The organism is Prauserella flavalba (genome assembly GCF_003202235.1).
Classification (GTDB): Bacteria; Actinomycetota; Actinomycetes; order Mycobacteriales; family Pseudonocardiaceae; genus Prauserella_A; species Prauserella_A flavalba.
The window spans coordinates 706768-719755 of record NZ_MASU01000005.1; the positions used below are offsets into that span (position 1 = coordinate 706768).

Annotated in this window: 10 protein-coding genes; 3 read left to right on the forward strand and 7 right to left on the reverse strand. The window is 72.7% G+C overall.

Annotated features, from left to right (window positions below):
- Positions 1-33: 33 nt before the first annotated feature.
- Positions 34-942: a transporter substrate-binding domain-containing protein gene (locus BA062_RS10725; RefSeq protein ID WP_110335899.1), complete on the reverse strand. Its 909-nt coding sequence runs from the start codon at positions 940-942 to the stop codon at positions 34-36.
- Positions 943-1194: 252 nt separating this feature from the next.
- On the opposite strand from BA062_RS10725, the gene BA062_RS10730 reads away from it, so the two are divergent.
- A complete protein-coding gene (locus tag BA062_RS10730) occupies positions 1195-2202 on the forward strand; it encodes a PaaX family transcriptional regulator (protein WP_110335900.1) in 1008 nt (335 codons plus the stop codon).
- On the opposite strand, the gene BA062_RS10735 is transcribed toward BA062_RS10730, so the two are convergent.
- The 3 genes from BA062_RS10735 to BA062_RS10745 form a co-directional block, all read right to left on the reverse strand.
- Complete coding sequence (locus BA062_RS10735) at positions 2199-2603, reverse strand: ATP-binding protein (RefSeq protein ID WP_245959769.1); 405 nt, start codon at positions 2601-2603, stop codon at positions 2199-2201. The two genes, BA062_RS10730 and BA062_RS10735, sit on opposite strands and share 4 nt — an antisense overlap.
- A 128-nt stretch (positions 2604-2731) precedes the next feature.
- Positions 2732-3124 carry an STAS domain-containing protein gene (locus BA062_RS10740; protein ID WP_110335902.1) on the reverse strand — a complete coding sequence of 131 codons (393 nt, stop codon included), beginning with the start codon at positions 3122-3124 and terminating at the stop codon, positions 2732-2734.
- A 127-nt stretch (positions 3125-3251) separates the two neighbouring features.
- Positions 3252-4133, reverse strand: coding sequence for an alpha/beta fold hydrolase (locus BA062_RS10745; protein WP_110337212.1), 882 nt, complete (start codon positions 4131-4133; stop codon positions 3252-3254).
- Positions 4134-4201: 68 nt separating this feature from the next.
- Here BA062_RS10745 and BA062_RS10750 point away from each other — a divergent pair, with 68 nt between their 5' ends.
- On the forward strand, positions 4202-7396 hold the full coding sequence (locus BA062_RS10750; RefSeq protein WP_110335903.1) for an ATP-binding protein: 3195 nt from the start codon (positions 4202-4204) through the stop codon (positions 7394-7396).
- Positions 7397-7439: 43 nt separating this feature from the next.
- On the opposite strand, the gene BA062_RS10755 is transcribed toward BA062_RS10750, so the two are convergent.
- The 3 genes from BA062_RS10755 to adh are packed head-to-tail and all read right to left on the reverse strand — an operon-like array spanning position 7440 to position 11247.
- On the reverse strand, positions 7440-9320 hold the full coding sequence (locus BA062_RS10755; RefSeq protein WP_110335904.1) for a propionyl-CoA synthetase: 1881 nt from the start codon (positions 9318-9320) through the stop codon (positions 7440-7442).
- Positions 9321-9340: 20 nt separating this feature from the next.
- Entirely contained in the window at positions 9341-9721 is a 381-nt protein-coding gene (locus tag BA062_RS10760; protein ID WP_110335905.1) for a DUF779 domain-containing protein, read from the reverse strand.
- Positions 9722-9723: 2 nt separating this feature from the next.
- Positions 9724-11247 carry an aldehyde dehydrogenase gene (adh, locus tag BA062_RS10765; protein WP_110335906.1) on the reverse strand — a complete coding sequence of 508 codons (1524 nt, stop codon included), beginning with the start codon at positions 11245-11247 and terminating at the stop codon, positions 9724-9726.
- Positions 11248-11480: 233 nt separating this feature from the next.
- Here adh and BA062_RS10770 point away from each other — a divergent pair, with 233 nt between their 5' ends.
- A complete protein-coding gene (locus tag BA062_RS10770) occupies positions 11481-12986 on the forward strand; it encodes a GAF domain-containing protein (RefSeq protein ID WP_110335907.1) in 1506 nt (501 codons plus the stop codon).
- Positions 12987-12988: the final 2 nt, after the last annotated feature.

The following is a 12988-nucleotide window of genomic DNA, read 5'->3' on the forward strand; positions in this document are numbered from 1 at the left end:
ATGGGGATCGCTCCTGCGTCGTGACGGTCGGGCTCAGCGCTGCGCGCTGGCGACGTTGAGCAGCGGCTTCTCGACCATGACCTCGGTCAGGCCCCACTGCTCCATGATCCGGCGGTACTCGCCGGAGTCGAACAGCTCCTGGAACGCCTGGTGCAGCACCGGTCCGAGTCCGCTGTCCTTCGGCACGAACAGCGCGAGGTTGTCGGCGGTGGCGCCCTGCGCCTCGGTCTGCGTGACGTAGGTGTAGGTGTCCTTCTGCGCCCTGGTGACGTCGATGGCGGCGGCCTGCGTCATCCCGGCGGCGTCGGCGCGGCCCGAACGGGTCGCGAGCATCGTCGCGTTGGTGTCGTCGAGCCCGATCGTCTGCGCGGGCCGCCTGCCGCTGCCGGTGCAGAACTCCGACAGCTTGGCCAGCTGCTCCTCCACCACGCTTGCCTTGACCACCGCGACCCGCTTGCCGCACAGGTCCTCGGCGTCGTCGATGCCCGCGTTCGAGTCGGTGGGCACCACGTACGACGTCCTCGTGGTCATCCAGGTGATCGTGTCGAACTGCCGTTCGCGTTCGGCGGTGGCCTTGACCGGGCCGTTGAAGGCGTCGTACCGGCCGCTGAGCATGCCCTGCAACGCGGCGGGGAGGTTGTTGACGATGCTCGTCTCCGGGCGCACGCCGAGTACGTCGCCCAGTGCGTCCTGGAAGTCCTTGTCGATGCCCGTGATGGAACCGTCGGCGCCCACGGTGCGGTAGGGCGGGTGTGAGTCGCCGGCGAACCGCAGCACGCCGGAGTCCTTGACGGACTGGGGGAGCGCGTCGTGCAGCGCGGGCACCGAGGACTGGGTCTGCTCGGCGCCGTCGTCCTGCGCGGCGGCGCCACAGCCCGCCGTGGTGAGCGCGGCGGCAATGGCGATCCCGAGTAAGCGGTGACGGCGGGCGGGGTGGCGCATGGCGGTCTTCTCCCTGCGTTGGGCCTAGAGCCAGGCGTGGATCCGGTGGGGACACCCCCGGCCGAGCGGAGCGCCGGGGACGTTGTTGTCGTGTGTGGCGACGAGCGTCGCATGAGATGTCGCCTATTTCAAGTCTCATGCGACACTTGCTGTGGATCCGCCGTGCGACAACACGGAGACCGACCGGAGCCGTAGGCTTGAACAGACCGTGACCGGCGAATGACGCAGCAGGGATGACGAGGGATGTCAGGGATGACCACGGACCCGTCGAGGGCCGAGCTGCCCCGCCCGCAGAACGGCGCGGAACCGCAGCTGTTGCTGACCTCGCTGCTGGGTGACTTCTGGTACTGGCGCGACGAGCACATCCCGGCGACCGCGCTGGTCAGGCTGCTCGCCGACTTCGACGTGACCTCCGACGGCGCCCGTGCCGCGATGCGCAGGCTGGCGGCGCGCGGGCTGCTCGCGGTGTCGCGCAGCGGCCGGACCACGGCCTACGGCATCCCGGCCCGCACCTCCGAGGTGATCATCGAGCGCACTCACCGGATGCTGACGTTCGGTGCTTCGGCGCCGGAGTGGGACGGCCGGTGGACCGTGGTGGCCTTCTCCGTGCCGGAGCAGGACCGCGGGGTGCGGACCACCCTCCGGTCACGGCTGCGGGTCCTGCACTTCGCCGCGCTCTACGACGGCGTGTGGGTGTCGCCGCACGACCGGGCGCGCGAGGTGCTGGACATGCTCGGGGAACTGGGCGTACGGACGGCGACCGTGCTGCGTTCCGAGGAGGTGCCGGGCGTCCCGGAGCGGGGCAGCCCGCGCTCGGCGTTCGACCTCGCGCCGCTGGCGAAGGAGTACCGGGCGTTCGCCGAGCGGTACGAGCCGCTGCTGGAGAGCCTCGACGCCGGGCTGATCGGCCCCGCGCAGGCGCTGCGGGCACGCACCGAGCTGCGCGTCGATTGGCGGCAGTTCCCGGAGACCGACCCGGACCTTCCCTCCGAACTGCTGCCCGAGGGCTGGGACCGGCCCAGGGCGCAGCGCGTCTTCGTGGAGATCTACGACCGGCTCGGCCCGCTCGCCGAGATCCGCTTCCGGCAGATCCTCGGGTCCGTCGCCCCCGGCCTTGTCGACTTCGCCTCCCACCACGACTCGGCGACGGTGGCCAGGTTGTACGCCTCGCTGGGCGATCGCAGGGCACACGGCGACACGCCGTTCGAGCAGGCGGCGCAGGCGCGGCGGCTCGCCGAGGCCGCGCGCAGGCGAGGCTAGCCGGGCCCGGCCGCACCGTCGACGTGCCAGGTGAGCGTCACCGTGGTGCCCGCCGCGGCGGGGCGGATCTCGGCGTGGTCGCTCAGCGCGTGGATCAGGGGCAACCCCCTGCCGTGGAGGATGCCCGGGTCGGCGGGCGGCGTCCGCCAGCGACCACGATCGCTGACGACCACCGCGACGCCGTCGCCCTGGCGGTCCGCACGCAACTCCAGCACACCGGTGGTGCCTGCGGGGTAGGCGTGGGTGACCACGTTGGCCATCGCCTCGTACGCCGCGATCGCGATCGCGTCCCGCGTCTGTTCCGGCAGGCCGAGGCCGCGGGACCACTCGGCCAGCTCACCGCGTAGCTCGGTCGCGTGCCGGGCGTGCGCGGCGCACCGGAGGTGCAGCCGGGCAGGCACGTCCGTGGCGTATCGAGCCGGACACATAGCGATACCCCTTGTCAGCTCCCTGCGCCGGATCCCTCCGGCCTTTCCCCGATCTGACTACCCGCAGGGGAGTGACCAATTCACCCGCTGTGTGTGTTTTCTTAGCGGCCCGCGGCGAGTGCCTCGTCGAGGGTCGGATGGATGGGAAGCTGCTCGTCGAGCCCCACCACCTGGAGTGACCGCGCGGTGGCGCGGCCCGTGGCGACGACGCGGACGGTGGTGTTCTCGCCGGCGGCCTGCTGGGCCGACACGAGTGCGGCCATACCGGCGGAGGCCAGGAACGTCACTCCGGTGAGGTCGATGACCAGCACCTGCGGCTTGCCGCGCAGTGCGGTGGTGACCATCTCGTCCAGCTTCGGGGTGGAGAGCATGTCGAGTTCGCCGGTCACCACGAGCGCCACCGCGTCGCCGTGTTGCTCGGCGTTCACCGTGACACCGCCCGCGTTGCCGGACGGCGGGTGCGGACTGCTCGGGTTCGGATCGGGTACTGGCATGACCCCATCCTTCCCCAGCCGTCGCCGGAACGAAACAGTACCCGCCACGCCGGGGGGGAGCCCGCCCCGCTGCGGTGAAGCCGCAGTGAAGGTGGCCTTCACTGCGGGCGGGCCTCCACCTCGGGCGTCAGCCCGTCGTGCGGGTCAGCAGCTCCCGCAGCGCTTTGATCACCTCCGCGGGGCCCTGCTCCGCCATGAAGTGTCCCGACGTGACCGTGCGGTGGTCGAGGTCGCCGGCCCACGCCCGCCACACCGCCTCCGCGTCGTAGCCGAGCGCGGCGCCCCAGTCCTGCTGCAGCACGGTGACGGGCATCCGCAGCCGGTTGCCCGCCTCGCGGTCGGCGGTGTCGTGCTCGACGTCGATCGTCGCCGAGGCCCGGTAGTCGGCCACGATCGAGGGCACCGCCTCGCGGGAGGCCCGCAGGTACTCGGCGCGCACGTCGGCGGGCAGCGCGTCGCCCGGCCCCGACCACGCGTCGAGGAAATGGCCGAAGAACGCGTCCGGTGTGGCTCCGATCAGCGTCTCGGGCAGTCCGGGTGGCTGGGCCATGAGGTAGAGGTGGAACGCGACGGCCGCGTTGGCGCCGTGCAGGACGTCCCACATGTCCAGAGTGGGCAGCACGTCCAGTGAGGCGAGGTGCGTGATCGTCTCCGGGTGGTCCAGCCCGGCGCGGATGGCGACCAGCGCGCCGCGGTCGTGTCCCGCGAGTGCGAACCGGTCGTGCCCGAAGGCGCGGGCCAGCGCGACGACATCGGCGGCCATCGTGCGCTTGGAGTAGGTCCGAGGGTCGGTGCCGTCGGGCTTGTCGCTGTCGCCGTAGCCGCGCAGGTCGGGGCAGAGCACGGTGTGGTCGGCCGCGAGGTCGGCGGCCACGTGCCGCCACATCAGGTGCGTCTGGGGGAAGCCGTGCAGGAGCACGACGGGGCTGCCCGAGCCCGCGACGGCCACGTTGAGCGCGACGCCGTCGGCGACGGGAACCCGCTGGTAGTCGAATCCGGTGAGTTGCATGCCCTCAGCATCGGCCGAGCCGATCAGCAACGGATCAGCGAACGCCCAGTGCCTAGAATCCGGTCCCGATGGGCTCGTCGGTGCGGTTCGGGGTGCTCGGTCCGCTCGTGGCCGAGGACGCGGGAGGTGCTGTCGATCTCAAGGGACCGCGCCACCGGGCCGTGCTGGCGCGGTTGCTGATCGCGCGGGGCCGGGTGGTGCCGGTCCACCGGCTCGTGGACGACCTCTGGGTCAGCCCGCCCGACGGCGCGGTGGGGGCGATCCAGACCTTCGTCGGCGCGCTGCGCAAGGCACTGGAGCCGGACCGGCCGCCGAGGACGCCGGCGCGCCTGCTGGTCACCGTCCCGCCCGGGTACGCCCTGCGCGCCGAGGCCGACGCGGTGGACGCGTGGCGGTTCGAGGCGGGTGTCACGGCATCGGGGGAGGCGCTCGCCCGAGGCGACGCGCGCGGCGCACTGACCACTGTGGATGAGGCGCTGGCGTGGTGGCGCGGTCCCGCCTACGCCGGGTTCGCCGACGAGCCGTGGGCCAGGGGCGAGGTGACCAGACTCGACGAGCTGCGGCTGCTCGCGGTCGAACGGCGGGCGCAGGCGCTGCTCGACCTGGGCCGGGGAGCCGAGGCGGTGCCCGACCTGGAGGCCCACCTCGAGGCGCGGCCGTGGCGAGAGGAGGCGTGGCGGCTGCTGGCGCTGGCCCGGTACCGGGCCGGACGCCAGGGCGACGCGCTGGAGACCCTGCGTCGCGCCAGGGCCGTGCTGGCAGGGGAACTCGGCGTGGATCCAGGTCCGGCGCTGCGCGAGCTGGAGTCCGACATCCTCGCCCAGTCGCCCCGGCTCGACCCGGCGCCCGCCGTGCGGATGCCCACCCTGGTCGGCCGGGCGGCCGAGCTGGACCGGCTCATCGGGGCCGCGGACGCCGCCGTCGCGCGGGGACGGCTCGGGCTCGCGCTCGTGTCCGGCGAGGCGGGAGCGGGCAAGACCGCGCTCGCGGAGGCGCTGAGCGCGCGCCTCGCGGACCGGGGCTGGGTCACCGCGTGGGGTGCGAGCCCGGAGCAGGACGGCTCACCGGCCGCGTGGCCGTGGACGCGGATCCTCACCGAGCTGGCCGCTGAAGGCACCGTGCCGGCCGAGCCAGGGCCGGGTACCGCTCCGGCGACGGCACGGTTCGAGTGGCACCGCGCCGTCGCCGGGTTCCTCGGCACCCTGGCCCGGCGCGCCCCGCTGTCGCTCGTGCTCGACGACCTCCACTGGGCGGGGGAGGCGACCCTGGAGCTGCTGGCCGCACTCGGCACCGACCCCGTGCCCGCGCCGGTGCTCGTCGTGGCGACCTACCGCACCACGGACACCTCCCCGGCGCTGACCGCGCTGCTCGGCCGCCTGGCCCGCGCGGAGCCCGCGCGCGTGTACCTCGGCGGGCTGCCGGCCGGGGAGCTGCCCGCCCTGGTCCGCGCCACCACGGGCCGGGAGATCGACGCCGCGACCGCCGGTGCCCTGCACGAGCGCACCGGCGGCAACCCGTTCTTCGTCAGGGAGCTCGCGCGCCTGCTCGACACCGAGGGCGGGCTGTCGGGGGTGCCCGCCGGGGTGCGCGACGTGGTCCGCTATCGCCTGGACACGCTGCCGGAGAGCGTGCGGACGGTGCTGAGGGAGGCCGCGGTGGTGGGCACCGAGGTCGACCTGGAACTGCTGTCCGGCGACGACGCGCTCGACGCCGCCGAGACGGCAACGGCGGCGGGGTTTCTCGTCGAGCACGAGCCGGGGCGGTTCCGGTTCGCCCACGCGCTGCTGCGCGACACCCTCTACGCGGACCTGTCCGCGTCGCGCCGGGCCCGCCTGCACGCCGCGGTCGCCGGGCGGCTCGAACGTCTCCGCCCCGGCGATGTCGCCGCACTGGCCCACCACCATCTCCTCGCCGGAACCGCGGTCAGCGCGGAGCGCACAGTGCGGTACACGCGCGCCGCGGCCGAGCACGCCGAGCGCCGCTTCGCCCCGCACGAGGCGGCCCGGCTGTGGCGGGCCGCGCTCGCCGCCGACGACCGTGCCGGCGACGGCGACGTCCGGCACCGCCTCGACCTGATCATGGGGCTGGTGCGCGCACAGGCCGTCACCGGTGCGCTCGGCGAGGCGCGCGACCTGCGGGCCGAGGCGCTCACCCTCGCCGAGCGGCTCGGCGACCCCGTGCTGACCGCACGCGTGCTGGGTGCCTTCGACGTACCCGCGATCTGGACCGAACCGGACGATCCCGCCCTCGCGCACCGGATCGCCGAGGTCGCCGAGCGGACGCTCGCGGCGCTGGCCCCTGACGAGTCCGCGCTGCGCGGCCGTCTGCTCGCGACGCTCGCGCTGGAGCTGCGCAACACCGGCGGCGACCGCGCGCGGGAGGCGGCCGAGCTGGCCGAGTCCGTCGCCCGCTCCGTGGGCGACCCGGGCCTGCTGGCGTTCGCGCTCAACGCCCGGTTCATGCAGTCGTTCGACCGGGCCGGGCTCGCGCCCGAGCGCGTGCGGATCGGTACCGAGCTGCTGGAGCTGGCGACCACGAACGCGCTGGTGACGTTCGAGGTGCTCGGCCACCTGGTGCTCGTGCAGGCTCACTCGGCGCTCGCCGACTTCCACGCGGCCGACCGGCACGCCCAGGCGGCCGGGCGGCTCGGCGACGACCACGACATCCCGCTCGTGGGCGTGTTCACGCAGTGGTACGAGGCGCTGCGGACCGCGGTGACGGGCCCGCCCGCCGCGGCCGAGGCCGCCTACCGCGTTGCCGCCACGCGGTTGAGCGGCACGGGAATGTCCGGTGTGGACAACGGGATCCTGCCGCTCGCGCTGCTCTGCCACCGTCTGCAGCGCGGCGGCTCACCCGATCCCGGCAGGGACATCGATTTCGGCGGGTACACGCCCTGGTGCAGGCCGCTCGTGCTGCTCGCCGAGGGCCGCACCGCCGAGGCGCGGGAGCCGGCGATCCCCGCTTCGCCGAGGGACCTGCTGTTCGAGGCGCGGACGTGCCTGCACGCGGTGGCCGCGATCGCGCTCGGCGACCAGGACACGATGGCCCGCCTCTACACCGAGCTGGAACCCGCCGCGGGGGAGCTGGCCGGTGCGGGCAGCGGGCTGGTGACGCTCGGCCCGGTCGCGCACCACCTCGGTGACCTCGCCGCCGCCCTCGGGCGCCGCGCCGTGGCAGGGGAGCACTACCGGCAGGCACTCGACGTCGCCGAGCGGGCCGGCGCGCCGCACTGGGCTGAGGCCGCCAGGCGGCGGTTGGGCTGATCACGGCGGGCTCGTCTGGCCATAGTGGACCAGCTGGCTCATGTCACTCACCTGAACGCAGCACGGCGCGCAGCGCGTCCAGCACCGAAGGGTCCTCGATCGTCGAGGGCACCGGCACCTGCTTGCCCTCGACGATGCCCCGCATGCTGGCCCGCAGGATCTTGCCCGAGCGCGTCTTCGGCAGCGCGTCGACGATCGACACCTGCCGGAACGCCGCCACGGCCCCGATGTCGGCGCGCACCGCGGCCACCAGCTCGTCGCGCAGCGCGTCCTCCCGCACCTCGGCGCCGGCCTTGAGCACCACGAAACCGCGCGGCAGCTGGCCCTTGAGCTCGTCGGGCACGCCGATCACCGCGCATTCGGCGACCGCGGGGTGCGCGGCGAGCACCGCCTCCATCGCGCCCGTCGACAGCCGGTGCCCCGCCACGTTGATCACGTCGTCGGTGCGGCCCATCACGAACAGGTAGCCGTCCTCGTCGACGTAGCCGCCGTCGCCGGTGAGGTAGTAGCCCTCGTAGCGCGACAGGTACGACGAGACGAACCGGTCGTCGTCTCCCCACAGCGTTGGCAGGGTGCCCGGCGGCAGCGGCAGTTTGAGGCAGATCGCGCCCTCCTTGCCCGCGGGCAATTCCTCGCCGTCCTGGCCCAGGATCCGGACGTCGTAGCCCGGCATCGGCACCGACGGCGAGCCCGGTTTGATCGGCAGCGGGGACAGGCCGCGCGGGTTGGCGGCCACCGCCCAGCCGGTCTCGGTCTGCCACCAGTGGTCCACCACCGGCACGCCGAGCGACTCCCCGGCCCAGTGGTGGGTCTCCGGATCGAGCCGTTCCCCGGCGAGGAACAGCGTGCGCAGGCTCGACAGGTCGTGCCTGGCCACCTCGGCGGCCTCGGGATCGACGCGCTTGATCGCCCGCATCGCGGTGGGCGCGGTGAACAGCGCCTTCACGCCGTACTGCTCGATCACCCGCCAGAACGCGCCCGCGTCGGGCGTGCCGACCGGTTTGCCCTCGTACAGCACCGTGGTGGCGCCGGCGAACAGCGGCCCGTAGACGATGTAGGAGTGGCCGACGACCCAGCCCACGTCCGACGCCGTCCACCAGACGTCACCGGGACCGATGTCGTAGATGTTGGCCATGCTCCAGGCCAGCGCGACCGCGTGCCCGCCGTTGTCGCGCACCACGCCCTTCGGCTTGCCCGTCGTTCCCGACGTGTAGAGCACGTAGAGCGGGTCGGTCGCGGCCACCGGCACGCACTCGGCGGGCTGCGCCGAGGCCATCAGCTCGGTCCAGTCGTGGTCGTGCTCGCCGAGCTCGGCGCGCAGCCGCTCGCGCTGGAACACCACCACCGACGGCCTCGGCCCGCCCGCCGTCGCGATCGCCTCGTCCACGATGGGCTTGTACGGGATCACGCGGGTCGGCTCCGCGCCGCACGAGCCGCACACCACCACCTTCGGTGCCACGTCGGCGATCCGCACGGCCAGCTCCTTCGGCGCGAAGCCGCCGAAGACCACGGAGTGCACGGCGCCGAGCCGCGCGCACGCGAGCATGGCGATCACCGCCTGCGGCACCATCGGCAGGTAGATCACCACGCGGTCGCCCTTGCCGACGCCGAGCCCGCGCAGGGCACCGGCGAAGCGCGCGACCTCGTCCAGCAGCTCGGCATAGGTGTAGCGCGCGGTCTCCCCGGTGACGGGGGAGTCGTGAACGAGCGCGAGCCGGTCGCCGTTGCCCGCGGCCACGTGCCGGTCGAGTGCGTTGTGGCAGGTGTTGAGCTCCCCGTCGGGGAACCACCGGTAGAACGGGGGACGGCTGTCGTCGAGCGCCCTGCCCGGGCGCCGGGACCACACGATCGACCCGGCCGCCGACAGCCAGAACCCCTCCGGATCCTTCAGGCTCTCCGCGTAGACGTCGGCGTAGCCGCCCATGTCCGTTCTCTCCGTTCGCTTCAGTTGTCGTCCAGTTCGGTCAGTTCGTCGTCGGTGAGCAGCCGCGACCGGATCAGGAACCGCACACCCTCCGGGGCCTCCAGGGAGAACCCGCTGCCCCGGCCCGGCACGACGTCGATGGTCAGGTGGGTGTGCTTCCAGTACTCGAACTGCGCCGCCGACATCCACACCGCGACCGGCGAGGGCACCCCGGCGACGTCGAGGTCGCCGAGGTGCACGTCGGAACCGCCGGTGCGGAACTCGCCCGCCGGGTAACACATGGGCGCGCTGCCGTCGCAGCAGCCGCCCGACTGATGGAACATCAGCGGCCCGTGGTCGGCGGCGAGGCGCCGCAGCAACGCCGCGGCGTCCTCGGTGAGGTCCACCCGGTTCACCGCCATGATCAGAAGAAGCCCTGCGCGTTGGGGGAGTAGGACACGAGCAGGTTCTTCGTCTGCTGGTAGTGGTCGAGCATCATCTTGTGGGTCTCGCGCCCGATGCCGGACTGCTTGTAGCCGCCGAACGCCGCGTGCGCCGGGTAGGCGTGGTAGCAGTTCGTCCACACGCGACCGGCCTGGATGTCGCGGCCCGCGCGGTAGGCGGTGCTGCCGTCGCGCGACCAGACGCCCGCGCCGAGGCCGTACAGGGTGTCGTTGGCGATCTTGATGGCGTCGTCGTAGTCGTCGAACTTCGCGACCGACACCACCGGGCCGAAGATCTCCTCCTGGAAGATCCGCATCTTGTTGTCGCCCTCGAACACGGTCGGCTGGATGTAGTAGCCGCCGGACAGCTCGCCGCCGAGGTCGGACTTCTCGCCACCGGTGAGGACCTTCGCGCCCTCCTGCTTGCCGATGTCGATGTAGGACAGGATCTTCTCGAACTGGTCGTTCGAGGCCTGCGCGCCGATCATCGTGTCGGTGTCGAGCGGGTGCCCCTGCTTGATCTTGCCGACGCGCGCGACGCCGTCGCCGACGAACCGGTCGTAGATCGAGGACTGCACCAGCGCGCGCGACGGGCACGTGCACACCTCGCCCTGGTTCAGCGCGAACATCGCGAAGCCCTCCTGCGCCTTGTCGTAGAAGGCGTCCTGGGCGGAGGCGACGTCGGCGAAGAAGATGTTCGGGCTCTTGCCGCCGAGCTCCAGCGTCACCGGGATGATGTTCTCGCTGGCGTACTGCATGATCAGCCTGCCGGTGGTGGTCTCACCGGTGAACGCGACCTTGCGGATGTCCTTGTGCTGGGCGAGCGGCTTGCCCGCCTCCACCCCGAAGCCGTTGACGACGTTGAGCACGCCGGGCGGCAGCAGGTCGGAGATCAGCCCGATCAGCACGTGGATCGAGGCCGGGGTCTGCTCGGCGGGCTTGAGCACCACGCAGTTGCCCGCGGCCAAGGCGGGCGCGAGCTTCCACGTCGCCATGAGGATCGGGAAGTTCCACGGGATGATCTGGCCGACCACGCCCAGCGGCTCGTGCAGGTGGTAGGCGACGGTGTCGTCGTCGATCTGCGAGATCGAGCCCTCCTGCGCCCTGATGGCACCGGCGAAGTAGCGGAAGTGGTCGATCGCCAGCGGGATGTCGGCGGCCAGGGTTTCGCGCACCGGCTTGCCGTTGTCCCACGTCTCGGCGACCGCGAGCTTCTCGAGGTTCTGCTCCATGCGGTCGGCGATCTTGTTCAGTACCGCAGCGCGTTCGGCCGGTGCGGTGCGGCCCCATGCCGCGGCGGCTCCGTTCGCGGCGGCGACGGCACGGTCGACGTCCTCGGCGGTTCCCCTGGCGATCTCCGTGAACGTCTTGCCCGTGACCGGAGTGGGGTTCTCGAAGTAGGCGCCCTTGGCCGGCGCCACGTACTCCCCGCCGATGAAGTGGTCGTAGCGCGGTTCGAAGGCGACGACACTGCCGGCTTCGCCCGGCGCCGCGTACTTCGTCATGTGGCAACCCTCCTGTCGGTGATCGGCGCGTGCTTCTTCGGCGCACCGGCCGCCAACGTAGGTAACGCGACGTTGCAGCGCCGTTGCACGAGGTCGTCGCCGCAGGTGGGCCGTGGGTGGTAGTTGCCTTGCAGAACGAGGGGCCCGCCCGGCATGCTGCCTGCTGGACCGGAGCGTTCGTTTCGCCTATGTTCCGGCCGAGCAGCCCTCGCCGACGTTGCCGTGGAGTGCCGATGAGAACCGAGACCGTGAAGACCGCGGGCCCCGCGACAACCCTGAGCCTGTCAGCGGACCCGCTGGCGCAGTTCGCGTTGCTCCAGGAGGTCAGGGAGGCCACGCTCAGTGGCAACCGTCCTCCCGCATCACCCCGTTCGGTGATTTCCGAGTCCTGGCAACGGTCACTCGCCGCGCACATCGATCCCGACGACTACCGGCCACCGATCGTCTACCAGCCCGACGAACTGGCCGACGTGCGCTCCGCGCATCCGCTGCAGGCGGTCCTGCCGCCACTGCGGGAGCTGCTGGTCAGCATCGCCGACGAGTCCCAGCACGTCATGATCGTCACCGACGCCGAGGGCACCATCCTGTGGCGCGAGGGTCCCGCCGGGCTGTGCGCGCAGGCGGACCCGGTGGGGCTGTGCGAGGGCACCCGCTGGGCCGAGGAGTCGATCGGCACCAACGCGATGGGCACGGCGCTCGCGCTGGACGCCCCCGTGCAGATCTACTCCGCCGAGCACCTCGTGCGCGCCTACCACACGTGGACGTGCGCGGCGGCGCCGATCCACGACCCCGACACCGGCACGGTGCTCGGCGCGATCGACATCAGCGGCCTGCTCGACACGCTGCACCCGGCCACGGTCTCGCTGGTCAACGCCACCGCGCAGCTCGCCGAGAGTCACCTGCGGCGGCGGATGGAGCTGCTCGACGAGCAGCTGCTGACCAGGAACATGCCGCACCTGGCACGGTTGCGCGGCGAGCCCGGTGCGCTGCTCACGCCGACGGGGCGCGTGATCGCCGCCGAGCGGCTCGGGCACTGGCCCAAGCGCGTCGCGGTGGGCCACGGCAGCGACCGGATCCTGCTCGACGACGGCCGCGAGGCCAGGCTGGAGCCGCTGGCGGAGGGCTACCTGCTGCGCGTCAAGCCACCGTCGGCCTCGCGCAGGCCCACGCTGACCCTGACGTTCCTCGGTGACAACCCGGTCGCGGTGATCAACGGCAGGGAGCTGCCCCTGACGCTGCGCCGCGCGGAGATCCTGGCCCTGCTCGCGCTGCATCCGGCGGGGCTCACCGCCGAGCAGCTCGCGTTGCAGCTCTACGGCGACGACGGCAACCCGACCACCGTGCGCGCCGAGATCCACCGCCTGCGCACCCAGCTCGGGGCGGAGGCCATGCGGGCCAAGCCGTACCAGCTGTGCGCCGACGTCGACGCCGACTTCCTGACCGTGCGCAGCGCGCTGCGTGAGGGCGACGTCGCGGCCGCCTCGGCGGCGTGTCCCGCGCCGTTGCTCGCTCGCTCCGACGCGCCCGCGATCCGCGCGGAGCGGGACCAGCTGGTGGCGGCGCTGCGGTCGGCCGTGCTGGACCACAGCGACCTCGACGCGCTGTGGGCGTTCGGGCAGAGCGAGACCGGGCAGTACGACGTGGAGGTGTTCGACCGGCTCGCGCGTGAGCTGCCCTCGGGTGACCCGCGTGCCTCGGTGGCGCTGGCCAGGCTGGAGTGGCTGCTCGACGAGGACTGAGC

Excerpts from the sequence above, each read along its gene's own strand:
- BA062_RS10725 (WP_110335899.1), bottom strand. The coding sequence starts at position 942 with ATGCGCCACCCCGCCCGCCGTCACCGCTTACTCGGGATCGCCATTGCC.
- BA062_RS10730 (WP_110335900.1), top strand. The coding sequence starts at position 1,195 with ATGACCACGGACCCGTCGAGGGCCGAGCTGCCCCGCCCGCAGAACGGC.
- BA062_RS10740 (WP_110335902.1), bottom strand. The coding sequence starts at position 3,124 with ATGCCAGTACCCGATCCGAACCCGAGCAGTCCGCACCCGCCGTCCGGC.
- BA062_RS10745 (WP_110337212.1), bottom strand. The coding sequence starts at position 4,133 with ATGCAACTCACCGGATTCGACTACCAGCGGGTTCCCGTCGCCGACGGC.
- BA062_RS10750 (WP_110335903.1), top strand. The coding sequence starts at position 4,202 with ATGGGCTCGTCGGTGCGGTTCGGGGTGCTCGGTCCGCTCGTGGCCGAG.
- BA062_RS10755 (WP_110335904.1), bottom strand. The coding sequence starts at position 9,320 with ATGGGCGGCTACGCCGACGTCTACGCGGAGAGCCTGAAGGATCCGGAG.
- BA062_RS10760 (WP_110335905.1), bottom strand. The coding sequence starts at position 9,721 with ATGGCGGTGAACCGGGTGGACCTCACCGAGGACGCCGCGGCGTTGCTG.
- adh (WP_110335906.1), bottom strand. The coding sequence starts at position 11,247 with ATGACGAAGTACGCGGCGCCGGGCGAAGCCGGCAGTGTCGTCGCCTTC.
- BA062_RS10770 (WP_110335907.1), top strand. The coding sequence starts at position 11,481 with ATGAGAACCGAGACCGTGAAGACCGCGGGCCCCGCGACAACCCTGAGC.